At 67.8% G+C, this 24,141-nt stretch carries 19 protein-coding genes; 17 read left to right on the forward strand and 2 right to left on the reverse strand.

Annotated elements, in window-relative coordinates; translation table 11 throughout:
- The first annotated feature begins 9 nt into the window (after nt 1–9).
- The 17 genes from nuoF to dnaE all read left to right on the forward strand — a co-directional run bounded on the left by nuoF (nt 10) and on the right by dnaE (nt 22,872).
- Nucleotides 10–1,311 carry an NADH-quinone oxidoreductase subunit NuoF gene (gene nuoF, locus LW587_RS00275; RefSeq protein WP_232627675.1) on the forward strand — a complete coding sequence of 434 codons (1,302 nt, stop codon included), beginning with the start codon at nt 10–12 and terminating at the stop codon, nt 1,309–1,311.
- A gap of 34 nt (nt 1,312–1,345) precedes the next feature.
- A complete protein-coding gene (gene nuoG / locus LW587_RS00280; protein ID WP_232627676.1) occupies nt 1,346–3,412 on the forward strand; it encodes an NADH-quinone oxidoreductase subunit NuoG in 2,067 nt (688 codons plus the stop codon).
- Nucleotides 3,413–3,424: 12 nt separating this feature from the next.
- Nucleotides 3,425–4,447, forward strand: a complete 1,023-nt coding sequence (nuoH, locus tag LW587_RS00285) for an NADH-quinone oxidoreductase subunit NuoH (protein ID WP_232627677.1) — start codon at nt 3,425–3,427, stop codon at nt 4,445–4,447.
- A gap of 87 nt (nt 4,448–4,534) precedes the next feature.
- Nucleotides 4,535–5,023, forward strand: coding sequence for an NADH-quinone oxidoreductase subunit NuoI (gene nuoI, locus LW587_RS00290; protein ID WP_232627678.1), 489 nt, complete (start codon nt 4,535–4,537; stop codon nt 5,021–5,023).
- A gap of 123 nt (nt 5,024–5,146) precedes the next feature.
- A complete protein-coding gene (locus LW587_RS00295) occupies nt 5,147–5,767 on the forward strand; it encodes an NADH-quinone oxidoreductase subunit J (protein WP_232627679.1) in 621 nt (206 codons plus the stop codon).
- A 2-nt stretch (nt 5,768–5,769) separates the two neighbouring features.
- Nucleotides 5,770–6,075 carry an NADH-quinone oxidoreductase subunit NuoK gene (nuoK, locus tag LW587_RS00300; RefSeq protein ID WP_232627680.1) on the forward strand — a complete coding sequence of 102 codons (306 nt, stop codon included), beginning with the start codon at nt 5,770–5,772 and terminating at the stop codon, nt 6,073–6,075.
- 55 nt (nt 6,076–6,130) lie between these two features.
- Nucleotides 6,131–8,278, forward strand: coding sequence for an NADH-quinone oxidoreductase subunit L (gene nuoL / locus LW587_RS00305; RefSeq protein ID WP_232627681.1), 2,148 nt, complete (start codon nt 6,131–6,133; stop codon nt 8,276–8,278).
- Nucleotides 8,278–9,861 carry an NADH-quinone oxidoreductase subunit M gene (locus tag LW587_RS00310; protein WP_232627682.1) on the forward strand — a complete coding sequence of 528 codons (1,584 nt, stop codon included), beginning with the start codon at nt 8,278–8,280 and terminating at the stop codon, nt 9,859–9,861. Before nuoL ends, LW587_RS00310 begins: the two co-directional genes overlap by 1 nt.
- On the forward strand, nt 9,858–11,297 hold the full coding sequence (nuoN, locus tag LW587_RS00315) for an NADH-quinone oxidoreductase subunit NuoN (protein WP_232627683.1): 1,440 nt from the start codon (nt 9,858–9,860) through the stop codon (nt 11,295–11,297). The genes LW587_RS00310 and nuoN overlap by 4 nt, the downstream gene beginning before the upstream one ends.
- Before the next feature lie 5 nt (nt 11,298–11,302).
- Complete coding sequence (locus LW587_RS00320; protein WP_232627684.1) at nt 11,303–12,181, forward strand: biotin--[acetyl-CoA-carboxylase] ligase; 879 nt, start codon at nt 11,303–11,305, stop codon at nt 12,179–12,181.
- 18 nt (nt 12,182–12,199) lie between these two features.
- Nucleotides 12,200–13,873, forward strand: coding sequence for a ribonuclease J (locus tag LW587_RS00325; protein ID WP_232627685.1), 1,674 nt, complete (start codon nt 12,200–12,202; stop codon nt 13,871–13,873).
- Between the two features lie 151 nt (nt 13,874–14,024).
- Nucleotides 14,025–14,429, forward strand: coding sequence for a methylmalonyl-CoA epimerase (mce, locus tag LW587_RS00330; RefSeq protein ID WP_232627686.1), 405 nt, complete (start codon nt 14,025–14,027; stop codon nt 14,427–14,429).
- 108 nt (nt 14,430–14,537) lie between these two features.
- Nucleotides 14,538–14,870 (forward strand): DUF1467 family protein, encoded by a 333-nt coding sequence (locus LW587_RS00335; protein ID WP_232627687.1) that lies wholly within the window; start codon nt 14,538–14,540, stop codon nt 14,868–14,870.
- A 570-nt stretch (nt 14,871–15,440) separates the two neighbouring features.
- On the forward strand, nt 15,441–16,766 hold the full coding sequence (gene proS / locus LW587_RS00340; RefSeq protein ID WP_232627688.1) for a proline--tRNA ligase: 1,326 nt from the start codon (nt 15,441–15,443) through the stop codon (nt 16,764–16,766).
- Between the two features lie 30 nt (nt 16,767–16,796).
- Nucleotides 16,797–18,086 (forward strand): lipoprotein-releasing ABC transporter permease subunit, encoded by a 1,290-nt coding sequence (locus tag LW587_RS00345; protein ID WP_232627765.1) that lies wholly within the window; start codon nt 16,797–16,799, stop codon nt 18,084–18,086.
- A 10-nt stretch (nt 18,087–18,096) separates the two neighbouring features.
- The gene (locus LW587_RS00350) at nt 18,097–18,807 is read left to right on the forward strand and encodes an ABC transporter ATP-binding protein (protein WP_232627689.1); all 711 of its coding nucleotides are present in this window, start codon (nt 18,097–18,099) and stop codon (nt 18,805–18,807) included.
- A gap of 543 nt (nt 18,808–19,350) precedes the next feature.
- On the forward strand, nt 19,351–22,872 hold the full coding sequence (gene dnaE, locus LW587_RS00355; RefSeq protein WP_232627766.1) for a DNA polymerase III subunit alpha: 3,522 nt from the start codon (nt 19,351–19,353) through the stop codon (nt 22,870–22,872).
- A gap of 215 nt (nt 22,873–23,087) precedes the next feature.
- Here dnaE and LW587_RS00360 read toward each other — a convergent pair whose 3' ends face one another.
- Entirely contained in the window at nt 23,088–23,465 is a 378-nt protein-coding gene (locus LW587_RS00360; RefSeq protein ID WP_232627690.1) for a TIGR02300 family protein, read from the reverse strand.
- Nucleotides 23,466–23,750: 285 nt separating this feature from the next.
- A complete protein-coding gene (locus LW587_RS00365) occupies nt 23,751–24,131 on the reverse strand; it encodes a hypothetical protein (RefSeq protein ID WP_232627691.1) in 381 nt (126 codons plus the stop codon).
- Nucleotides 24,132–24,141 lie beyond the last annotated feature (10 nt).

Raw genomic sequence — 24,141 nt, forward strand, 5'->3', positions numbered from 1 at the left:
GACCACACCATGCTCTCCGATCAGGACCGCATCTTCACGAACCTCTACGGCCTGCACTCGCCGGGTCTCGACGCAGCGAAGAAACGCGGCGCATGGGACGGCACCAAGTTCCTGCTCGACATGGGCCGGGACTGGATCATCGACGAGATGAAGGGCTCGGGGCTGCGCGGCCGCGGCGGCGCCGGCTTCCCGACCGGCCTGAAATGGTCGTTCATGCCCAAGAAGTCCGACGGGCGCCCGCATTACCTCGTCGTCAACGCCGACGAGTCGGAGCCGGGCACCTGCAAGGACCGGGAGATCATGCGGCACGATCCGCATCTCCTGATCGAAGGCTGCATGCTGGCCTCCTTCGCGATGGGCGCGCATGCCTGCTACGTCTATCTCCGCGGCGAGTACGTGGCAGAAAAGTTCGCGCTGCAGAAGGCGGTGGACGAAGCCTATGCGGCCCGCCTCGTCGGCCAGTCCAACGTCCATGATTACCCGTTCGACATCTACGTCCACCACGGCGCGGGCGCCTATATCTGCGGCGAGGAGACGGCCCTTATCGAGAGCCTCGAGGGCAAGAAGGGGATGCCGCGGCTGAAGCCGCCGTTCCCGGCCAATATGGGCCTCTACGGCTGCCCCACGACCGTCAACAACGTCGAGTCGATCGCGGTGGCCGGCACGATCCTGCGCCGCGGCGGCGCATGGTTCGCGGGGCTCGGCGGCAAGAACAACACCGGCACCAAGCTGTTCTGCGTCTCGGGCCACGTCAACAAGCCCTGCAACGTCGAGGAAGAGCTCGGCATCACCTTCCGCGAGCTGATCGACAAGCATTGCGGCGGCATGCGCGGCGGCTGGGACAATCTTTTGTGTTCCATCCCGGGCGGTTCGTCCGTCCCGCTCGTTCCGGCCGAGCAGATCATCGACGCCAAGATGGACTTCGACACCCTGCGCAATCTCGGCTCGGGGCTGGGCACCGCGGCGGTGATCGTGCTCGACAAGTCGACCGACATCGTCGGCGCCATCGCGCGCATCTCGTACTTCTACAAGCACGAGTCCTGCGGCCAGTGCACGCCCTGCCGCGAGGGCACCGGCTGGATGTGGCGCGTGCTGACTCGCATGGCCGCCGGCCGCGCGCAGAAGCGCGAGATCGACATGCTGTTGGAGGTCACCAAGCAGGTCGAAGGCCACACCATCTGCGCGCTGGGCGATGCCGCCGCATGGCCGATCCAGGGGCTCATCCGGCACTATCGCTCGGAGATCGAGAAGCGGATCGACCAGTACAGCGCGAACCCGCATTCCGATGCCGTGCCGATGGCGGCGGAGTGACCGCCGCTCCGATGCTCAACGTCGAGATGACACGATGACAAAAATCCTCGTCGACGGCACCGAAGTCGATGTCCCGGCCGACTACACCCTGCTCCAGGCCTGCGAGATCGCGGGCGCGGAGATCCCGCGCTTCTGCTTCCACGAGCGGCTGTCGATCGCCGGCAATTGCCGCATGTGCCTCGTGGAGCTCAAAGGCGCGCCGAAGCCCGTGGCCTCCTGCGCCTACGCGGTGAAGGATTGCCGGCCGGGGCCGAACGGCGAACCGCCCGAAGTCGTCACTCGCTCAGGGCTGACGAAAAAGGCCCGCGAGGGGGTGATGGAGTTCCTCCTCATCAACCACCCGCTCGATTGCCCGATCTGCGACCAGGGCGGCCATTGCGATCTTCAGGATCAGGCGATGGCCTACGGCGTCGATTCGACCCGCTATCACGAGAACAAGCGCGCGGTCGAAGAAAAGTATATCGGCCCGCTGGTGCGCACGGCGATGAACCGCTGCATCCACTGCACCCGCTGCGTCCGCTTCCTGGCGGAGGTGGCCGGCGTGCCGGATCTCGGCGCCATCGGCCGCGGCGAGGACATGGAGATCACGAGCTATCTCGAACAGGCGATGGGCTCGGAGCTTCAGGGCAACGTCGCCGATCTCTGCCCGGTCGGCGCGCTGGTCCACAAGCCGCAGAGCTACAACGTACGCCCGTGGGAGCTGCACAAGACCGAATCCATCGACGTGATGGATGCGGTGGGCTCCGCGATCCGCGTCGATGCCCGCGGTCGCGAGGTGATGCAGATCGAGCCGCGGGTCAGCGAGGAGATCAACGAGGAGTGGATCTCGGACAAGACCCGCCACGTGGTCGACGGCCTGCGCCTGCAGCGGCTCGACCGCCCATTCCTGCGCGAGAACGGGCGCCTGCGCCCGGCCTCCTGGGGCGAGGCCTTTTCCGCGATTGCCGCCAAGCTGAAGGGCGCCGACCCGAAGCGCGTCGGCGCGCTGGTCGGTGACCTCGCGGGCGCGGAGGAAATCTTTGCGCTGAAGGCCCTGATGGGCTCGCTCGGCGTGACCAACCTCGATGCGCGTCAGACCGGCGAAGCGATCGACCCGGCCTGGGGCCGGACCGCCTACACCTTTGGGCCGACGATCCCCGGCATCGAGGCGGCGGACGCGATCCTGCTCGTGGGCACCAATCCGCGCACCGAGGCCTCGCTGCTCAACGTCCGCATCCGCAAGCGCTGGCGCATGGCGCCGCTGGCGGTGGGGCTGATCCTCGACGAGCAGCCGGATCTGACCTATCCCTACACCTATCTCGGCGCCGGAACCGACACGCTGGCCTCGCTCGCCAAGGGCGAGCACAGCTTCCTCGACATCCTCAAAAAAGCCGAGCGCCCGCTGATCATCGTCGGCGAGGGCGGACTGGGCGCGCTCGGCGCGGCGGCCGCGCTGGCGAAAGACATCGGCGCCGTCACCGACGGCTGGAACGGCTTCGGCGTCCTGCACACCGCCGCCGCCCGCGTCGGGGCGCTCGATCTCGGCTTCGTGCCGGGGGAGGGGGGGCGCGGCTTCTCCGCCATGCTGGAGCCGAACGCCCTCGACGTGGTGTTCAACCTCGGCGCCGACGAGCGGGCGATCCCGGCCGGCGCCTTCGTGATCTACCAGGGCACCCACGGCGATACCGGCGCCAGCCGCGCCGACGTGATCCTGCCGGGCGCCGCCTATACCGAGAAGAGCGCGACTTACGTCAATCTCGAGGGCCGGGTTCAGACCACCAACCGCGCCGGCTTCCCCCCGGGGGATGCCCGCGAGGATTGGGCGATCCTGCGCGCGCTGTCCGATGTGCTCGGCAAGCGGCTGCCCTACGATTCGCTCGCCGCGCTGCGCAAGGCGATGTATGCGGAGCATCCGCATCTCGCGGCGGTCGGCGCCGTCGAGCCCTCCGACGCGGCGGCCGCCCTCGAAACGCTCGCGGCACTTCCGGGCCGCACCGAGAAAGCCGCGTTCGCCTCGCCGATCGCCGACTTCTACCTCACCAATCCGATCGCCCGCGCCTCGCGGGTGCTCGCCGAGTGCTCCGGGCTCGCCCGGGGCCGCGCGCTCGAAGCGGCGGAATAAGGGACGGCTTCGATGACCTTCCTCGAGGTGCTCGGCACCGTCCTCCTGATCGCGCTGAAGAGCTTCGTGCTGCTCGCGGCACTGCTGGTCTTCATCGCCTACGCCCTGCTCGCCGACCGCAAGATCTGGGCGGCGGTGCAACTGCGGCGCGGTCCGAACGTGGTCGGGCCCTGGGGCCTGTTCCAGTCCTTCGCCGACCTGCTGAAGTTCGTCCTGAAGGAGCCGGTGATCCCGGCGGGCGCCAACAAGGCGATCTATCTGCTGGCGCCGCTCGTGTTCGCGATGCTGGCTTTGGCGTCCTGGGCGGTGATCCCGCTCGCCGACGGCTGGGCGATCGCCGACATCAATGTCGGCATCACCTATATCTTCGCGATCTCGTCGCTCGGCGTCTACGGCGTCATCATGGGCGGCTGGGCGTCGAACTCGAAATACGCCTTCCTCGGCGCGCTGCGATCGGCGGCGCAGATGATCTCCTACGAAGTCTCGCTCGGCTTCGTCATCATCTGCGTGCTGCTCTGCGCCGGCTCGCTCAACCTCTCGCGCATCGTCATGGCGCAGGACACCGCACTCGGCCTCTTCGGCTGGTACTGGCTGTGGCTGTTCCCGATGTTCGGCGTGTTCTTCGTCTCGGCGCTCGCCGAGACCAACCGCCCGCCCTTCGATCTGCCGGAGGCCGAGTCGGAACTCGTGGCCGGTTACATGGTCGAGTATTCCTCGACGCCGTACCTGCTGTTCATGCTCGGCGAGTACGTGGCGATCATGACCATGTGTGCCCTCGGCACGGTCCTGTTCCTCGGCGGCTGGCTCTCGCCGATCCCGTTCGCGCCCTTCACCTGGGTGCCCGGCGTGATCTGGTTCACGCTGAAGGCCAGTTTCCTGTTCTTCATGATCGCCATGGTCAAGGCCATGGTGCCGCGCTACCGCTACGACCAGCTCATGCGGCTCGGTTGGAAGGTGTTCCTTCCGCTCTCGCTGATCTCGGTCGTCATCGTCGCCTTCGTCCTGAAGCTGACCGGCCTCGCGCCGGGCGCTTGAACCCATCCCTTGTGAGGTCGCATTTCCTTCACGCGAGCCGGTAACCACCTCGCTCGGAAATGCTTCCAACGAATCGGAGATCGCGCCGTGAAGCTCGATCAGGTCGCCAGAAGCCTTCTCCTGAAGGAGTTCGTGTCGGGGTTCATCCTCGCCATGAAATACTTCTTCAAGCCGAAGGCCACGATCAACTACCCCTTCGAGATGGGACACCGGGGCCCTCGCTTCCGCGGCGAGCATGCGCTCCGCCGCTACCCCAACGGCGAGGAACGCTGCATCGCCTGCAAGCTCTGCGAGGCGATCTGCCCGGCCCAGGCCATCACCATCGAGGCAGGCCCGCGCCGCAACGACGGTACCCGGCGCACCACGCGCTACGACATCGACATGGTGAAGTGCATCTATTGCGGCATGTGCCAGGAGGCCTGCCCGGTGGATGCCATCGTCGAGGGGCCGAACTTCGAGTTCTCGGTCGAGACCCGTGAAGAGCTGCTCTACGACAAGGACAAGCTGCTCGCGAACGGCGATCGCTGGGAGCGCGAGATCGCGCGCAACATCGCGATGGACGCACCCTATCGCTGAGGCGCCCCGGCGCGCTGTTGTGCGCCGCAAGGCCGAGTTCTATAGACGGGCCGCCGCCTGCGGCCGAGGGTCCACCGAGGCAGAAGGGAGCCGCCCGCAGGGGCGGCCGATGCTGAAAATCGCATGACCGCAGCCGCCGCCTTCTTCTATCTCTTCGCGAGCCTCACCGTGGCCTCCGGCTTCATGGTGATCGCGGCCCGGAACCCCGTCACCTCGGTGCTGTTCCTGATCCTCGCCTTCGTCAACGCGGCGGGCCTGTTCGTCCTGATGGGCGCCGAGTTCCTGGCGATGATCCTGATCGTCGTCTATGTCGGCGCGGTCGCGGTGCTGTTCCTCTTCGTCGTGATGATGCTCGACGTGGATTTCGCGGCGCTGCGCCAGGGCTTCCAGCGCTACCTGCCGGTCGGCGGTCTGATCGGCGCGATCTTCCTCATCGAGCTCCTGCTCGTCGTCGGCTCGTGGACGATCGATCCGGGCCTCGTTCAGGCGCCCCTCGGGCGGGCCGCCCAAACCGAGCACGTGACGAACACCCAGGCGCTCGGCCGCGTGCTCTACACGGACTACGTCTACTTCTTCCAGATCGCCGGCCTGATCCTACTGGTGGCGATGATCGGCGCGATCGTGCTGACCCTGCGCGACCGCACGGGCGTCAAGCGCCAGAACATCTCGGTGCAGAACGCCCGGACGCAGGCGATGGCGGTCGACACGATCAAGGTGCCCTCCCGCCAGGGCGTGGAGGTCTGAACATGGTCGGTCTGAGCCATTACCTGACGGTCGCCGCGATCCTGTTCACGCTCGGCGTGCTCGGCATCTTCATCAACCGCAAGAACGTCATCGTGATCCTGATGTCGGTCGAGCTGATCCTGCTCGCCGTCAACATCAATCTGGTGGCCTTCTCGACCCACCTCAACGACATCACGGGCCAGGTCTTCGCCCTGTTCGTGCTGACGGTGGCTGCGGCCGAGGCCGCGATCGGCCTGGCCATCCTGGTGGTGTTCTTCCGCAACCGCGGCTCCATCGCCGTCGAGGACGTGAGCATGATGAAGGGCTGACGGCTCGAAAGAAGCGCCGCCCCTTCGTCCGCCTGCTGCGAGGCAACCGAGATCCATGTATCACGCGATCGTCTTCTTCCCGCTGATCGGCGCCCTGATCGCCGGCCTGTTCGGCCGGTATCTCGGCGCGCGGATGAGCGAGCTCGTGACGACGGGCTGCCTCGCCTTCGCCTGCCTTCTGTCCTGGGGCGCCTTCTTCCTCGTCACCGGCGACGGCCGCGCCGAGACGGTGCCGGTGGCGCAGTGGTTCACCGCCGGGGACCTCAGCGTCGACTGGGCGTTCAAGGTCGACACGCTGACGGCGGTGATGCTCGTGGTCGTGACCACGGTCTCGACCCTCGTGCACCTCTACTCCATCGGCTACATGCACGAGGATCCGCACCGGCCGCGCTTCTTCGCCTACCTGTCGCTGTTCACCTTCGCCATGCTGATGCTAGTGACGGCCGACAACCTCGTGCAGATGTTCTTCGGCTGGGAAGGCGTCGGCCTCGCGAGCTACCTGCTGATCGGCTTCTGGTACGAGAAGCCGTCGGCGAATGCGGCGGCGATGAAGGCCTTCATCGTCAACCGCGTCGGCGATTTCGGCTTCTCCCTCGGCATCTTCCTGGTGTTCGTCCTCACCGGCTCCGTCGGGTTCGACGCGATCTTCGCCAAGGCCCCCGAGCTGAAGGACGCGACCTTCCACTTCCTCGGGACTGACTGGAACGCGCTGACCCTTGCCTGCCTGCTCCTGTTCATGGGCGCCATGGGCAAGTCGGCGCAGTTCCTGCTGCACACCTGGCTCCCCGACGCGATGGAAGGCCCGACCCCGGTCTCGGCGCTGATCCACGCCGCGACCATGGTCACCGCCGGCGTCTTCATGGTCGCCCGCCTGTCACCGCTCTTCGAGCTGGCGCCGACCGCGCTCACCGTGGTCACCGTCATCGGCGGCATCACCGCCTTCTTCGCGGCGACCATCGGCCTCGTGCAGAACGACATTAAGCGGGTCATCGCCTACTCGACCTGCTCGCAGCTCGGCTACATGTTCGTGGGCCTCGGCGTCGGCGCCTATGCCACGGGCGTGTTCCACCTCTTCACCCACGCCTTCTTCAAGGCGCTGCTGTTCCTCGGCGCCGGCTCGGTCATCCACGCGATGCACCACGAGCAGGACATGCGGAACATGGGGGGCCTGCGCGCCTACATCCCCTTCACCACCGCGATGATGACGATCGGCACGATCGCCCTGATCGGCTTCCCCTTCACCGCGGGCTATTACTCCAAGGACGCCATCATCGAGGCGGCCTACATGTCTGACCGCCCGGGTCACGTTCTGGCGTTCCTCGCCACCGTGATCGCGGCGCTGATGACCTCGTTCTACTCCTGGCGCCTGTTCTTCCTCACCTTCGAGGGCCCGGAGCGCTGGGCGGCGCATGCCAGCCACGGCCACGAGGCGCATGGACACGATGCGCATGGCCACGACGCACAGGCCCAGGGCGCGCACACCCATGCGGCGACCGCCCACCAGGCCGACGGCGCACCGGGGCATCACGAGGGCGTCGCCCACAACGACAAGGGCCACGACGTCGAGCCGGCCTCGCACAGCGCGGTCGAGCACCACGACCACGCGCCCCACAAGCCCCACGAGAGCCCGCTTGTGATGACGATCCCGCTCGCAATCCTGGCGTTCGGCGCCCTGTTCGCCGGCATCGTCTTCAAGGAGCGCTTCATCGGGCACGACATGGACAAGTTCTGGGGCAACGCGCTCCCGCACGGGTCCGGCAACGACATCATGCACAAGATCCACGACGCGCCGGGCTGGGTCGCGGCCTCGCCGTTCGTCATGCTGGTTCTCGGGTTCCTGCTGGCCTTCTGGATGTATATCCGCCGGCCCGACCTGCCGAACCGGCTCGCGACCTCGCAGCCGATCCTGTACCGCTTCCTGCTCAACAAGTGGTACTTCGACGAAATCTACGACCGGATCTTCGTGCGGCCGGCCAAGAACTTCGGTCTGTTCCTCTGGAAGGAGAGCGACGGTCGCGTCATCGACGGGTTCGGCCCTGACGGCATCTCGGCCCGCGTCGTCGACGTGACCCGCGGCGTGGTCCGCCTCCAGACCGGCTACGTCTACCACTACGCCTTCGTGATGCTCGTCGGGGTCGCCGGCCTGATCACGTGGTACCTCGTCTCCGGCGTGCCGGCGGGCGTGTCCGGAGGAGCGCACTGATGTTCGGCCTCGGCATCCTTTCCGGGCTCCTGATCGTCCCGCTCGCGGGCGCCGCCTTCATCCTGACGCTGGGTGAGGAAAGCGAGAGCGTGAAGCGCAACGCCCGCTGGGCGGCGCTGATCACCACGATCGTCACCTTCCTGCTCTCGCTGGTGGCCTGGGCGCGCTACGACATCGCGAGCCCGAGCTTCCAGCTGGTCGAGAGCCATGCGTGGCTCGCCGAGACGATCCGGTTCAAGCTCGGCGTCGACGGCTTCTCGATGCCGCTCGTCCTGCTGACCACCTTCCTGATGCCGTTCTGCATCGGCGCCTCCTGGCTGTCGGTCGAGAGCCGGGTCAAGGAGTACTTCGTCGCGTTCCTCGTGCTCGAGACGACGATGATCGGCGTGTTCTGCGCGCTCGATCTGGTGCTGTTCTACCTGTTCTTCGAAGCCGGCCTGATCCCGATGTTCCTCATCATCGGCATCTGGGGCGGGAAGCGGCGCATCTACGCGAGCTTCAAGTTCTTTCTCTACACCCTGCTCGGCTCGGTGCTGATGCTGCTCGCCATCATGGCGATGTACTGGGAGGCCGGAACCACGGACATCCCGACGCTGCTCGCGCACCGCTTCCCGGTCGGTCTGCAATGGTGGCTGTGGCTCGCCTTCTTCGCCTCCTTCGCGGTGAAGATGCCGATGTGGCCGGTCCACACCTGGCTCCCCGACGCCCACGTCGAGGCGCCGACGGCGGGCTCGGTGATCCTGGCCGGCATCCTGCTCAAGATGGGCGGCTACGGCTTCATCCGAATCTCGCTGCCGATGCTGCCGGACGCCTCCGCCTCGTTCGCACCGCTGGTCTTCGCCCTCTCGGTGATCGCGATCATCTTCACGTCGCTGACGGCGATGATGCAGACCGACATCAAGAAGCTGATCGCCTATTCGTCGGTCGCCCATATGGGCTTCGTCACGCTCGGCCTGTTCACGCTCAACGAGCAGGGCATCCAGGGCGCCCTGTTCCTGATGATCTCCCACGGCATCGTCTCGGGCGCGCTCTTCCTGTGCGTCGGCGTGGTCTATGACCGGATGCACACCCGCGAGATCGCGGCCTATGGCGGCCTCGTGAAGCGCATGCCGCTCTACGCCGCCGCCATGATGGTCTTCACCATGGCCAATGTCGGGCTCCCCGGCACCTCGGGCTTCGTCGGCGAATTCCTGGCGATGATGGGGGCCTTCAAGGCCAACCCGACGGTCGCCTTCTTCTCCGTGTTCGGCATCATCCTCTCGGCGGGCTACGCCCTGTGGCTCTATGCCCGGGTGATCTACGGGAAGCTGGAGAAGCCCAACCTCCAGGGCATCCTGGATCTCGACTTGCGCGAGAAGATCATCATCGCGCCGCTGGTCGCGCTGACGATCTGGTACGGCGTGCATCCGTCCCCCGTGCTCGACACCTTCGCGCCCGCCACCGAGGCGCTGGTGCAGAACATGCGCACCGCGCTCGGCGCGACGCAGACCGCCGAGGCGGCGGCCAAGGCCGCCAAGATCGCCGCGGCCGAGTCCATGGCTGGGCCCGAGTCCCGAAACACCGTCGAGGCCGCCGCGCGATGACCCCGATCCAGTCCGTCCTGCCGGCGATCACCCCGGTCCTGCCGGAGATCGTCCTGAGCGTCGGCGCGCTGCTGCTCGTGCTCTACGGGGCCTGGCGCGGCGAGCGCTCGTCGGAAGGCGTGAACATCGGCGCGCTGATCCTGCTGATCTTCACGCTCTTCCTCGTGGCGTCCCAGACCGGGCGGGTCACGACCCTGAACGGCGCCTTCATCGCCGATCCGTTCGCACGGGTCATGAAGGTGCTGATCCTGATCGGCTCGTCGGCCACCATCCTGCTCTCGCGCGACTATTTTCAGCGGGAGCGGATCGACCGGTTCGAGTACCCGATCCTGATCGTGCTCTGCACGATCGGCATGATGGTCATGGCCTCGGCCAACGACCTGATCGCGCTCTATCTCGGTCTCGAGCTGCAGTCGCTCGCCGCCTACGTCATCGCCGCCTTCCACCGCGACGACGTGAAATCGACCGAGGCGGGCCTCAAGTACTTCGTCCTCGGCGCACTTTCCTCGGGGATGCTGCTCTACGGCTCGTCGCTGATCTACGGCTTCACCGGTACGGTGTCCTTCCCGGGCATCGTCACGGCGCTGGACGGCCCGGCGAGCTTCGGTCTGGTGCTCGGCATCGTGTTCGTCGCGGCGGGCGTCGCCTTCAAGCTCGCCGCGGTGCCGTTCCATATGTGGACGCCCGACGTCTACGAGGGCTCGCCGACCCCGGTGACGGCCTTCTTCGCCTCGGCGCCCAAGATGGCCGCCATGGCGATGACCGTGCGGGTCTTCATCGGCGCCTTCCCGGACGTGACCGCGGTCTGGCAGCAGATCATCGTCTTCATCTCGATCGCCTCGATGGCGCTCGGCTCGTTCGCCGCGATCGGCCAGCGCAACATCAAGCGCCTGATGGCCTATTCCTCGATCGGCAATATCGGCTACGCCCTGATCGGCGTCGCCGCGGGGTCGGAGGAGGGCATCCGCGGCGTGGTGATCTACATGATCATTTACCTGGCCATGACGCTCGGCGCCTTCGCGGTCCTGCTCTCGCTTCGGCGCAAGGACACGATGTTCGAGACGATCGACGACCTGTCGGGCCTCTCGCGCACCCATCCGTGGCTGGCCTTCAGCCTTGCTGCGATGATGTTCTCGCTCGCCGGCATCCCGCCTCTGGCCGGGTTCTTCGGGAAGTTCTACGTCTTCGCCGCCGCCATCCAGGCGGGATTGGTGAGCCTCGCGGTCATCGGCGTGGTGACCTCGGTGGTCGGTGCCTTCTACTATATCCGCCTCGTCAAGGTGATGTACTTCGACGAGGCCCGTGCCCCCTACGAGCGCATCCCGCCGGGCTCGGCGATCGTGCTCGCGGCGTCCAGCGTCGTCGTGGTGCTGTTCTTCCTCGTGCCGGCTCCGCTGGTCGCTGCAGCGGGCGACGCGGCCAAGTCGTTGTTCTGAGGCGCATGCAGTTCCGGCTGAGCCCGGCGGCGCGGTCCGAGGGACATCGCCTGCACAGCCACGACACGCTCGGCTCGACCAACAGCGAGGCCCTCGACCTCGCACGGGGCGGCGAGACGGGTCCGCTCTGGATCACGACCCGACGGCAGGTGGCGGGCCGGGGCCGCCGCGGCAATGCCTGGAGTTCGCCGGAGGGCAACCTCGCCGCGAGCCTCTTGGTCTCGGTGTCGGGGGTGGCGCCCGAGTTGATCGCCACGATCGGCTTCGTGGCGGGTGTGGCGCTCGTCGAGGCTCTGCGCGACGCAGCCGGTACGGGTCTCTCCCCCGGCGTGCGGGGGATGAGCCGCGGTGAAGCCGGGACCGGCACAGGCGGGAGCGGACCGGCGCCGTCGCCGCAGGCCATTGCCGGATCCCCCCCGGCCATCCATCTCAAATGGCCGAACGACGTGCTGGCCGACGGCCGGAAACTCGCCGGCATCCTCCTGGAGGCCGAGACGTTGCCGGGCGGACGCCGGAGCGTGGTGATCGGTTTCGGCGTCAATGTCGCCTCCGCACCCGACGGTCTTCCCTACCCGACGGCAGCCCTGTCGGCCTTTTCCGCGGCGGATGCGCCGATGCTGTTCGAATTTCTGTCGGAACGATTTGTCGAAGCGGCTCGGATCTGGAACAAGGGGCGCGGATTTGCGGAGATCCGACGGCTCTGGCTGGAGCGCGCGGCGGGGGTGGGCGCCCCTGTCTCGGTGCGCACCGCCGGTGCGACGCTGTCGGGCACCTTCGAGACGATCGACGAGGGGGGGCGGCTTGTGATCCTCGCCCCGGATGGAACACGACGAACCGTGACGGCGGGCGAGGTGCATTTCGGAAGTGCCGCGACGGCGGCCTGAGACTGGATAGACGACAAGATGACGACACGGCAGGACGAGCTCGTCTTCGTGCCGCTCGGCGGCGTGGGCGAGATCGGCATGAATGCGGGCCTCTACGGGATCGGACCCGAGCGGGCGCGCAAATGGATCATGGTCGATTGCGGAATGGGCTTCGCGGGTGAGGAGGGGCTTCCGGGCATCGACCTGATGTTCCCGGATCTGACCTTCATCGAGGAGCGCAAGAAGGATCTTCTGGGCATCTTCATCACTCACGCGCACGAGGACCATATCGGCGCCATCTCGGAGCTGTGGCCGCGCCTCAAGGTGCCGGTCTACGCGACCCGGTTCGCCAAGCAGCTCCTGGAGACCCGGCGCCTCTCCGAGCCCGGCGCGCCGAAGGTCGATCTGCGCGAGATCAAGCCCGGTCGCCGCGTCACCGTCGGCCCCTTCGAGATCGAGTTCGTACCGGTGGCGCACTCGATCCCGGAATCGAACGCGGTGGCGATCCGGACCGAGTTCGGTCTCGTCGTGCATACCGGCGACTGGAAGCTCGACGACACCCCGGTGGCCGGCGACTCGACCTCGCCCGAAGCGTTCCAGGCGCTCGGTGACGAGGGCATCCTGGCGCTGGTGTGCGATTCCACCAACGTCCTGCGCGAGGGCCGCTCGCCCAGCGAGGCCGAGGTTTCGGCGACGCTCCGGCGCATCATCCAGGAATCGCCCCACCGGGTGGCGGTGACGACCTTCGCCTCGAACGTCGCCCGCATCCGCGCCGTCGCCGAGGCGGCGCAGGCCAGCGGACGCGAGGTGATCGCGGTCGGCCGGGCCATGGATCGGGTGATCGATGTCGCGCGCGAATGCGGCTATCTCGACGGCCTGCCCCCGTTCCGCAGCGCGGATTCCTACAGTCATCTGCCCCGCGACCGGGTCGTCTGCCTGCTCACCGGCTCCCAGGGCGAGGCGCGGGCGGCGATGTCCCGGGTCTCGCGCGACGACCATCCGGCCATCGCGCTGACCGCGGGCGACCGGGTGATCTTCTCCTCCCGGGCGATTCCCGGCAACGAGCGCGATGTCGGCGCCATCATCAACGACCTGATCGAGTCGGGCGTGGAGGTCATCACCGACCGCACCGAACTCGTCCACGTCTCCGGCCATCCCCGCCGCGAGGAGATGGTGGCGATGTATGGCTGGACGCGGCCGAAGGCGGTGATCCCCGTGCACGGCGAGGCTTTGCACCTCGACGAGCATGCCCGCTTCGCCCGGGCGCAGGGTGTCGAGACCGTGGTCAAGGCCCGCAACGGGACCGTGGTGCGCCTCGCCCCCGGCAAGCCCGAGGTGGTCGAGCATGTCCGCGCCGGACGCCTCTACAAGGACGGCAACGTCCTGATCGATTCCAAGGATCGGGCGATCCCGGAGCGGCGCAAGCTCTCGCAGACCGGCATCGTCTCGGTCGCGCTGGCCATCGACGAGCGTGGGGCAGTGGTCGGTGAGCCCGCGGTCGACATCATGGGCCTGCCCAATCGCGGCCGCGGTGGCGAGCCCCTGCTCGACACCGTGGTCGATACCGTCAACCGCACGCTCAACGGCCTCTCCCGCGCCAAGATGAAGGACTCGGAGGCGGTCGAGAACGCCGTCGACCGCGCGGTGCGCTCCGCCGTCAACGAGGCGTGGGGCAAGAAGCCCGCCTGCCACGTGCAGGTGGTCGAGGTGTGACAGCGACGGGCGGCGGGGGAGCCCCGCCGCCTCGTCCCTGCGGGTCGCGGTCGACGCTATCCAGGGTGCTGTCCCTTCGGGACGCGCCGCCGGGGCGCTTCGCGCCGATCCGCAAAATGCGGGAACAGCTTCGGGCAGGGAGGAAGACCCAATGATCGGACGGCTCAACCACGTCGCCATCGCGGTGAAGGATCTCGAGGCGGCGACCGCCATCTACCGCGACACGCTCGGTGCCAAGGTCACGGAGCCGCTGCCGCAGCCGGAGCATGGCGTCACCGTCGTGTTCGTGGAACTGCCCAACAGCAAGGTCGAGCTGATGTCGCCGCTCGGCGAGAACTCGACCATCCAGGGCTTCGTCGACAAGAACCCGGCCGGCGGCATCCACCATGTCTGCTACGAGGTCGAGGACATCCTCGCCGCCCGCGATCAGATGAAGGCCGCCGGCGCCCGGGTGCTGGGCAATGGCGAGCCCAGGATCGGCGCCCACGGCAAGCCGGTGATCTTCCTCCACCCGAAGGACTTCCTCGGAACTCTGGTGGAGCTGGAGCAGGTCTGACGGCCTGTCGCCCTGACCCTTCCCGTTCGGGGGAGGGGGCCCGCGGGCAGGGCCGGGGCCAGCGAGACCTTCCCGGGACGGTACCGACGCAACACGCCACGGCACGCTATGACCCCTCTGCGCACCATCGCCGCCTCGACCCCGCTCACCCTGGTGACGGTGGTGGTCCTCGTTGCGATCATGGTGACGATCGCCGTGATGGGCTTCGCCCTCACGGTGGTCGGCGCGCTCGGGCTCTATTTCGTGCTGTGGTGGACTTTCCTGTTCGCGATCCTGCCCTTGGGCAATGCGGCGGAAGCCGATCCGCAACGGCTGGTGCCGGGCCAGGACCCGGGCGCCCCCGCGCTGCCGCGCCTGCGTGAGAAGGCGCTGCTGACGACGGTGGCTGCCGGCTTCGCGCTGTTTGCTGCGATGCTGGTCTTCCCGCTCGCGCGGCTGTGACACCGCCATCGCGTCCCGGAGCGCGACGCCGGGTTCTCCACCCGCGCGACGAGGGCGCCGATCGCGCCTCGTGAACCGCCGCGGCTCTCGTCCGAGAGCCTGCGTTCTCCCCGCTCAGGCCGATGCGCGTCTCGCAATGGACGCCTCTCGGAAACAGGGGCCCAAAAACAAAAAGCAAGGCGCGAAGCCTTGCTTTGAAACAATCAAGTATGCCAGCCTGATTTTTTCGCGCATCTTTTGCGGCGCGTCGGCTGATTATTCCTCCCGAGACTCGGACCGTGCGCCGCCTCTTGCTGGGCTGCGACCATCACGCGGCTGCTTATAGGAACAAGATTTCCCGTTGTCATCAGCCCGCAGAAGGTTTGCGGCGCTTTTTTTGCATGGGTTGCGTCAAACTGCCTCCTGCGCACCGGAGCCGGGTGATGAGCCGGCTTCCATCCCCCCCGGGTCGCGGCGGGGGGCTGTGGTCGGCCGGCGCTTGTCTTTTGCAGGCGCAATGTGTTGTGTGCCTCGCATCCGGTCTGACCCGCCTCGCCGCCGGTCGGTGCCCCGCCGTTCCAAGGTCGTCCGATGCGTCTCTCCCGCTACTTTCTGCCGATCCTGCGCGAGACGCCCAAGGAAGCCGAGATCGTCTCGCACCGGCTGATGCTGCGGGCCGGCATGATCCGCCAGGAGGCCGCGGGCATCTATGCGTGGCTGCCGCTCGGTCTGCGGGTGCTGGAGCGGATCTGCAAGGTGATCCGGACCGAGCAGGACCGCTCGGGTGCCGTCGAGATCCTGATGCCGACGATCCAGGCCGCCGACCTCTGGCGGGAATCCGGCCGCTACGAGGCCTACGGCAAGGAGATGCTGCGCTTGAAGGATCGCCACGACCGCGACCTTCTCTATGGGCCGACCGCGGAAGAGGTCGTCACCGAGATCTTCCGCGCCAGTGCCCGCTCCTACAAGGACCTGCCGAAGAACCTCTACCAGATCTCGTGGAAGTTCCGCGACGAGGTGCGTCCGCGGTTCGGCACCATGCGCTCGCGCGAATTCCTGATGAAGGACGCCTACTCGTTCGATCTCGACCAGGCCGGGGCGCGCCACGCCTACAACAAGATGTTCGTCGCTTATCTGCGCACCTTCGAGACCCTCGGCCTTCGGGCGATCCCGATGCGGGCCGAGACCGGGCCGATCGGCGGCGACCTGAGCCACGAGTTCATCATTTTGGCCAAGACCGGCGAGAGCGAGGTGTTCTGCGACCGCGCCTATCTCGACATGCCGGTGCCGCCGCCCTCGGTCGATTTCGACGACGTGGCGGGGCTCCAGGGCGTGGTCGACGCCTGGACCTCGCACTACGCCGCCACCGACGAGATGCACGACGAGGCGGTCTTCGCCGAAGTGCCGGAGGCCTCGCGTCTCTCGGCCCGCGGCATCGAGGTCGGGCACATCTTCTACTTCGGCACGAAGTATTCCCAGCCGATGAAGGCGGTCGTCACCGGCCCCGACGGGCAGGAGCGGCCGGTCCATATGGGCTCCTACGGCATCGGCCCGAGCCGGCTTGTCGCCGCGACCATCGAGGCGAGCCACGACGAGGCCGGCATCATCTGGCCGGACGCGGTGGCTCCGTTCGACGTGGCGTTGATCAACCTGAAGGTCGGCGATGCCGCCTGCGACGGCGCCTGCGCCGAGATCCAGGCGACCCTGGAGACGGCGGGACTGTCCGTTCTCTACGACGACCGGGACGAGCGTCCCGGCGCCAAGTTCGCCACCGCCGACCTGATCGGCCTGCCCTGGCAGGTCATCGTCGGGCCGAAGGGGTTGGCGGACGGCAAGGTCGAGCTGAAGCGCCGCGCCAGCGGCGAGCGCGAGACCCTCGACCCCGTCGATCTGCCCGCTCGGCTGCGGCGCATCTGAGGATCCAACGCAGTGGCGCGCGCGCTCGGTATCTGGAAGGGCGTTCTGGCGCGGGTGGGCAATGCCCGGCGTGCCGCCTCGACGCCGCCTTTCGCGGGCTTCGAATGGCTCATCGCCGGGCGCTACCTGCGGGCGCGTCGTCGGGGTGGCGGCGTCTCGGTGGTGGCCCTGTTCTCGGTGCTCGGCATCGCGCTCGGCGTGGCGACCCTCATCATCGTGCTCTCGGTGATGAACGGCTTCCGCACGGAGCTCCGCTCCAAAATCATCGGCCTCAACGGCCACGTCTTCGCCGCCCCGATTGATCGGCTGTTCACCGATTACGTGGATCTCTCCGAGCGGCTGGAGAAGGTGGCGGGCGTGCGCGCCGTGGTTCCAATGGTGCAAGGCCAGGCCTTCGCCTCCTCGCCCTATGGCGGTTCGGGCGTGCTGGTGCGCGGCCTGCGCGAGACCGATCTCGCCAAGGTTCCCGCCGTGTCCAGCGCCATCAAGAGCGGCACGCTGGAGGGCTTCGACGACGGCACGGGCATCGCGCTGGGCAAGCGGCTTGCCGATTCCCTGGGGCTGCAGGCAGGCGATCAGGTCACGCTGCAGACGCCGAAGGGGGCGAGCACGCCCTTCGGCACCGCGCCGCGTACCAAGGCCTACACCGTCAAGGCGATCTTCGAGATCGGGGTGACGGATTTCGACACGACGATCGCCTTCATGCCGCTCGCCGAGGCGCAGGCGTTCTTCAACCGCGACGGCGACGTCAGCATGATCGAGATCTACCTCGACGATGCCGACACGGTCGCCGAGATGCGCGAGCCCCTGGAACTCGCCGCCGAGCGACCGGTCCTGCTCACCGATTGGCGCCAGACCAACCGCACCTTCTTCGGCGCCCTGGAGGTGGAGCGGAACGTGATGTTCCTCATCCTCAACCTCATCGTCATCGTGGCGACGCTCAACATCGTCTCGGGGCTGATCCTGCTGGTGCGCGACAAGTCGTCCGACATCGCGATCCTGCGCACCATGGGGGCGACGCCGGGCACGATCATGCGGGTCTTCCTCATCAACGGTGCGATGATCGGGCTCGTGGGTACGGCGCTCGGATTCGCCGGCGGCGTCCTGTTCACCCTCAACATCAAGCCGATCCAGCGCACGCTGTTTCCCGGCGCCTGGGACCCGACCGTGCGGTTCCTCGCCGAGATCCCGGCGGAGATGAACACCAGCGAGATCGTCGTGGTGGTCGTCACCTCCTTCCTGCTGTCGCTGGTCGCGACGCTTTATCCTTCCTGGCGTGCCGCCCGGCTCGATCCGGTCCAGGCCCTGCGCTACGGCTGACGGACACTCCATGGCACAGACGCAAGCCGGCGCCGCGCAGCCGGTGCCGGCCCTGTTCTTCGCGGGCGTGCAACGCCGCTACGCGCAAGGGGAGGGCGCGCTCGAAATCCTGCGCGGCACCGATCTCGCCATCTGGCCGGGGGAACTCGTCGCCCTGGTGGCGCCCTCGGGGGCGGGCAAGTCGACGCTCCTGCACGTCGCGGGCCTCCTGGAGCGGCCGGACGGCGGCGAGGTCTATATCGGCGGCCAGCCGACCGCGGCGATGTCGGATGCCGAGCGGACCCGCCTGCGGCGGGAGGAGATGGGCTTCGTCTACCAGTTCCATCACCTCCTGCCCGAGTTCTCCGCGCTGGAGAACGTGGTGCTGCCCCAGCTCATCCGCGGCCTGTCCCGGAAGGAGGCCGAGACCCGCGCGGCCGAACTCCTGAGCTTTCTCGGCCTCAAGGACCGGCTGCCGCACCGGCCCGCCGAGCTCTCGGGCGGTGAGCAGCAGCGCGTCGCCATCGCCCGCGCCGTGGCCAACGGACCACGCCTGCTTCTCGCCGACGAGCCCACCGGCAACTTGGATCCGCAGACCTCCGGCCGCGTGTTCAGCATCCTGCTTCAGCTCGTGCGCGCTTCCGGGCTCGCCGCCCTGATCGCGACCCACAACATGGAGCTCGCCGGCCGGATGGACCGCCGGGTGACCATCCGCGACGGGATGATCGAGCAGCTCGGTTAGGCGCGCGATCGCGCGCCGCACGCGCGCTCCCGGTCGACCCGGCAATGGGACGGCCTCGGGCGCGGATGGGCCCATGGGCCTGGCCGCCATCCCCCGCCGTGGCGCCGGTAACACATCCTTCACCCTGTCGGCGCGTCCCGTCGGAATTCGGCTTTACAAGGAACAAAACAAGAACAAAGATCGCTTCATCACAAGGGAGCGACGAGATGACCAAGCGCCTGTTCCTCACCAGTGTCGTCGAGTTCACCGCCTTCGGGCTTCTCTTCGGCGCGGTCGCGCTCTGGGCGGTAGCTTTGGCGCCCATTCACTAACCGTTCGCGTCCGGACGCGGTTTGTTCCAGCCAGGTGCGGGTTGCGCACAGGATAAGGGACGGGGGCCGCCCGGTCGGCGGCCCGTTGATCCTGGGAGTGCGGCCCTGGGGATACGATCAGTGGATATCACCCGGGACGGGACGGCGGACTGTCGACTCTTGGGGCTGGAGTCCGGATCCTGCCGGGCTTCGCGGCGGAACGACCCCGCCGCGCCCGGTCACGATGAGTCCGCTGGTGCGCACCCTGAAAGAAGTCGGCTTCGTCCACCTCCACGTCCACTCGTCGTACTCGCTGCTCGAAGGCGGGGTGAAGGTTGCCGACATCGTGAAGGCCGCCGCCGCCGACCGGCAGCCCGCGCTCGCGCTCACCGACACCAACAACCTGTTCGGAGCCCTCGAATTCTCGGAGAAGGCCGCGAGCACCGGCATCCAGCCCATCGCGGGCCTCCAGCTCACGGTCTGCTTCGAGGCCCCCGACCCGATGGCGCGCCTGCCCCAGGCAGGCTGCGCCAACCTCGTGCTGCTCGCCCAGGACGAGACCGGCTACGGCAACCTGCTGCGGCTCGCGAGCCGGGCCTATTTCGACGGCATGCTCGGGGCGCCCCCCTGCGTCGCGGCCTCGGCCCTCGAAGGCGCGGTCTCGGGCCTGATTGGGTTGACCGGCGGCTTCACGGGGCCGCTCGACACGAGCCTGCGCGCTGGCCGGAGTGAGCAGGCGGCCCGCCGCCTGGAGGTGCTCAAAGGGGCCTTCGGCGAGGACCGGCTCTATGTCGAGATCCAGCGCCACGGTCTCGACGACGGCCCCGCCGTCGAGCGCGAGCTGGTGCGGCTCGCCGATCGCAACGGCCTCGGCCTGGTCGCCACCAACGAGCCGTTCTTCGCCAAGCCCGACGATTACGCGGCCCACGACGCCCTCCTGGCCATCGCGGAGGGGCGCCTCGTCTCCGACGAGCGCCGCCGCCGGCTGACGCCGCGCCATGCCTTCACGACCCGCGCCGCGATGATGGAGCTGTTCCGCGATCTGCCGGACGCGCTCTCGGCCACCGTCGAGATCGCCATGCGCTGTTCGTACCGGGCCCGCACCCGCAAGCCGATCCTGCCGAACTTCTCCACGGTGGCCGCGGGCGAGACGCCGCCGATGGCCGAGGTTCTGGCCGAAGCCGCCGAGGCGCCGGTTCAGGCGGTCGCGGCCGACGAGCCGACGGAGCTGTGCCGGCAGGCCGAGGCCGGGCTGGAATTGCGCCTGAAGCAGCATGGCACCGCGCCGGGCTTCACGGAGGACGATTACCGCAAGCGCCTGACGTTCGAGCTCGACGTCATCGTCAAGATGAAGTTCCCGGGCTATTTCCTCATCGTCTCGGACTTCATCAAATGGGCCAAGGACCACGACATTCCGGTCGGGCCCGGCCGTGGCTCGGGCGCGGGCTCGCTGGTGGCGTGGTCGCTCCTGATCACGGACCTTGACCCCCTACGGTTCGGCCTGCTGTTCGAGCGCTTCCTCAACCCTGAGCGCGTCTCGATGCCGGATTTCGACATCGATTTCTGCGTCGAGGGCCGCGAGCGGGTGATCCGCTACGTGCAGCAGCGCTACGGCGAGGCCCAGGTCGGGCAGATCATCACCTTCGGTACCCTGCTCGCCCGCGGCGTGCTGCGCGATGTCGGCCGGGTGCTGGAGATGCCCTACGGCCAGGTCGACAAGCTGACCAAGCTCGTGCCGCAGAACCCGGCCAACCCCGTCACCCTGGTCCAGGCGATCGAGGGCGAGCCCAAGCTCCAGCAGGCGATCGAGGAGGAGCCGATCGTCGCCCGGCTCATGGAGATCTCGAAGAAGCTGGAGGGCCTGCACCGCCACGCCTCGACCCACGCGGCGGGCGTGGTGATCGGCGACCGTCCCCTCGAAGAGCTGGTTCCGCTCTACCGAGACCCGAAGACCGGCATGCGGGTGACCCAGTTCAACATGAAGTGGGTCGAGCAGGCCGGCCTCGTGAAGTTCGACTTTCTGGGCCTGAAGACGCTCACGATGCTCCGGTGCTGCACCGACCTGCTGAAGCAGCGCGGCATCGAAGTCGACCTGGCGCAATTGCCGTTCGACGATGAGAAAACCTACGTGCCGATGGGCCGGGGCGAGACCGTCGGGGTGTTCCAGGTGGAATCCGTCGGCATGCGCAAGGCGCTGTGCGAGATGCAGGCCGACCGGCTGGAGGACATCATCGCGCTCGTGGCGCTCTACCGGCCGGGCCCGATGGCCAATATCCCGGTCTATTGCGAGCGCAAGCTCGGGCGGGATGCCGGCAACGAGGCGAGCTGGTACCCGCACGAGCGGCTGGAGCCGATCCTGAAGGAGACCTTTGGGATCATCGTCTACCAGGAACAGGTGATGGAGGTCGCCAAGGTCCTCGCCGGCTACACGCTGGGCGAGGCCGACATGCTTCGTCGCGCCATGGGCAAGAAGATCAAGGCGGAGATGGACGCCCAGCGCGACCGCTTCGTGAAGGGCTGCACCGAGGGCGGACTGACCAGGGCCAAGGCCGACGAGATCTTCGATCTGCTGGCCAAGTTCGCGGATTACGGCTTCAACAAGTCCCACGCGGCGGCCTACGCGCTGGTCACCTACCAGACTGCCTATCTGAAGGCGAATTATCCGGTCGAGTTCCTGGCCGCGGCCATGACCCTCGACATCGACAACACCGACAAGCTCGCCGAATTCCGCCAGGACGCGCAGCGTCTGAAGATCACCGTCGAGCCGCCCTCGGTGAACACCTCAGGCGTGGTGTTCGACGTGAAGGAGGGGCGCATCCTCTACGCGCTCGCCGCGATCAAGGGCGTCGGCCGCGCGGCGGTGGAATCGATCGTCGCCGCGCGCGGCGACAAGCCGTTCAAGGATCTCGCCTGCTTTGCCCGGCGCCTCAGCCCGCGCCACGTCAACAAGCGCACCCTGGAGAACCTGATCGCGGCGGGCGCTCTCGATTGCATCGAGCCGGACCGGGCCCGGGCCTGGGCCGCGGTCGAGCCGATGATGAAGATGGCGCAAGGCGCGGCGGAGGCCGAGACGTCGGGCATCACCGACATGTTCGGCGGCGTCGCCTCGGTGGACGTCTCCCTGCGCATCCCGCCCCACGAGTTCTGGGCGCTCACCGATAAGCTCAAGCGGGAGTGCGACGCCGTCGGCTTCTTTCTCTCGGGCCATCCCCTCGACGAGTACGGGTCGATCCTGACGAAGCTCCGGGTCCAGTCCTGGGCGGATTTCGGTCGGGCGGTGCGGGCGGGCTCGGCGAGCGTCGGACGGGTGGCGGCCTCGGTGCTCGACCGTTCGGAGCGGCGCACCAAGAGCGGCAACAAGCTCGGGATCGTCACGCTCTCGGACCAAACCGGCCATTTCGAGGCGATCATCTTCTCGGAGGGGCTCAACCAGTACCGCGACATCCTCGAGCCGGGCCGCCCGCTGGTGCTGACCCTGCAGGCGAATCTGGAGGGCGAGGACGTGCGCGCCCGCATCACCACCGCCGAGCCCCTCGACCAGGCCGCCGCCCGCCACCAGAAGGGCATGCGCATCTTCCTGCGCGACGACCGCCCGATCGGCTCGGTGCACCGGCAATTGTCGCTGCGGGGCGAGGGCGAGGTTTCCCTGATCCTCATCCTCGACGGCGGCGAGCGCGAGGTCGAGGTGAAGCTCCCGGGCAAGTATCAGGCGACCCCGCAGGTGGCGGGGGCGCTCCGCGCGGTGCCGGGCGTGGTGCAGGTGGAGATGAACTGAGCCGATCGCGGGGCCCGGGCCCAAGGGCGGCGGGAGCGTCGCCGCGCTCCCGTCCGTGATCCGCGATGCCAAGGCGGTTGCGCCTCACGGCAGGCGCTCCGGGTCGGCCTCGAGGCGCGCCTCGGTTCGGCGATGATCGCTTCGACCGCGTCGATCGGAAGGGTGTCCGGTTCGGACGGCCTCCCCCGGAAGGTCGGAGGAGGCCCCCAGGGCGATCAGCCCTCTTCGTCGCCGTCGGAATCGTTGTCGATCAGGTCGGAGACGTCGTCGTCGCCATCCTCTTCTTCCAGGAACGTGTCGTCGTCGCCGGTGGTGGTTTCGCTGCTCTCGTCGTCATCCACGTCGACGCTGATATCGCTCTCGTCCTCGGTGGTCTCCGCCTCGTCGAGGGAGACGAGCTCGGGACCCGTCTTCTCCTCCTCGTCCTCTTCGTCTTCCTGGGCACGGCTGGCGATCGGCGGCGCGACGCGGCTCGAGGCGACCTGATAGACCGTGCCGCATTTCGGGCAGGTCGCCGGATCGCGGTCGAGATCGTAGAACTTGGCACCGCAATTCATGCACTGGCGCTTGACGCCGAGTTCCGGTCTAGCCACGGCAACGAACCTCTGGGCACATGTCGAAGGAAAGGGGGGCGGGGAAGCGGCCCCGTTAGTCGTAGCCTCCGCCCATGTCAAATGGGTCCGCGACGGGGATCGCGCCGGGTGCTTCGCCCGCGGCCCGCCGCGCGGTGCAGGCGACGAAAAAGGAAGGCGCGCCATCGCCGGGATGCACGCGCCCTCAGGGGGTTCCGGGTCTCAGGAAGGAACTGCCTGTTCCGCTATCGGATTCGCTCCGCCCGCGCTGTGTCGGACCGATCACACCGCCACCGGCCACCGCCGTCATCGGAATGTCACGGGGGCGTCGGGTTCGCCGTATCGGCCCTGCGGGAACGGCACCCCACCTCCACCGCCGGCCGGATGTCCCCGGCCCTGGCCGGGCCGACCCCGTACGGATCTGCCCGCCTCGCCCATGCGCCGGGCAGAGCGGTGCTGGCGGCGATCCACACAGACGCGCAGGAATCGACTGAGCGGCGCGCCCGCATCCTGCCGGCGCTGTTCGTAGCCCTGAAGGACGGCTTCGAGGGCGACGATGCGCTCGCTCGCCCGCGGATACGCCGTCTCCAGCTCGTCCAGCGCTTGGCACACCTGCTCGGCCAAGTCGCAGTCGGGGAGAGAGGCGGCAGCGTCCACCTTGCTGAGGCATCGGCGCACGGGGTTCATGGCGCCACCT

Source organism: Methylobacterium sp. Leaf118 (assembly GCF_920984675.1).
In the GTDB taxonomy this organism is placed as follows: Bacteria; Pseudomonadota; Alphaproteobacteria; order Rhizobiales; family Beijerinckiaceae; genus Methylobacterium.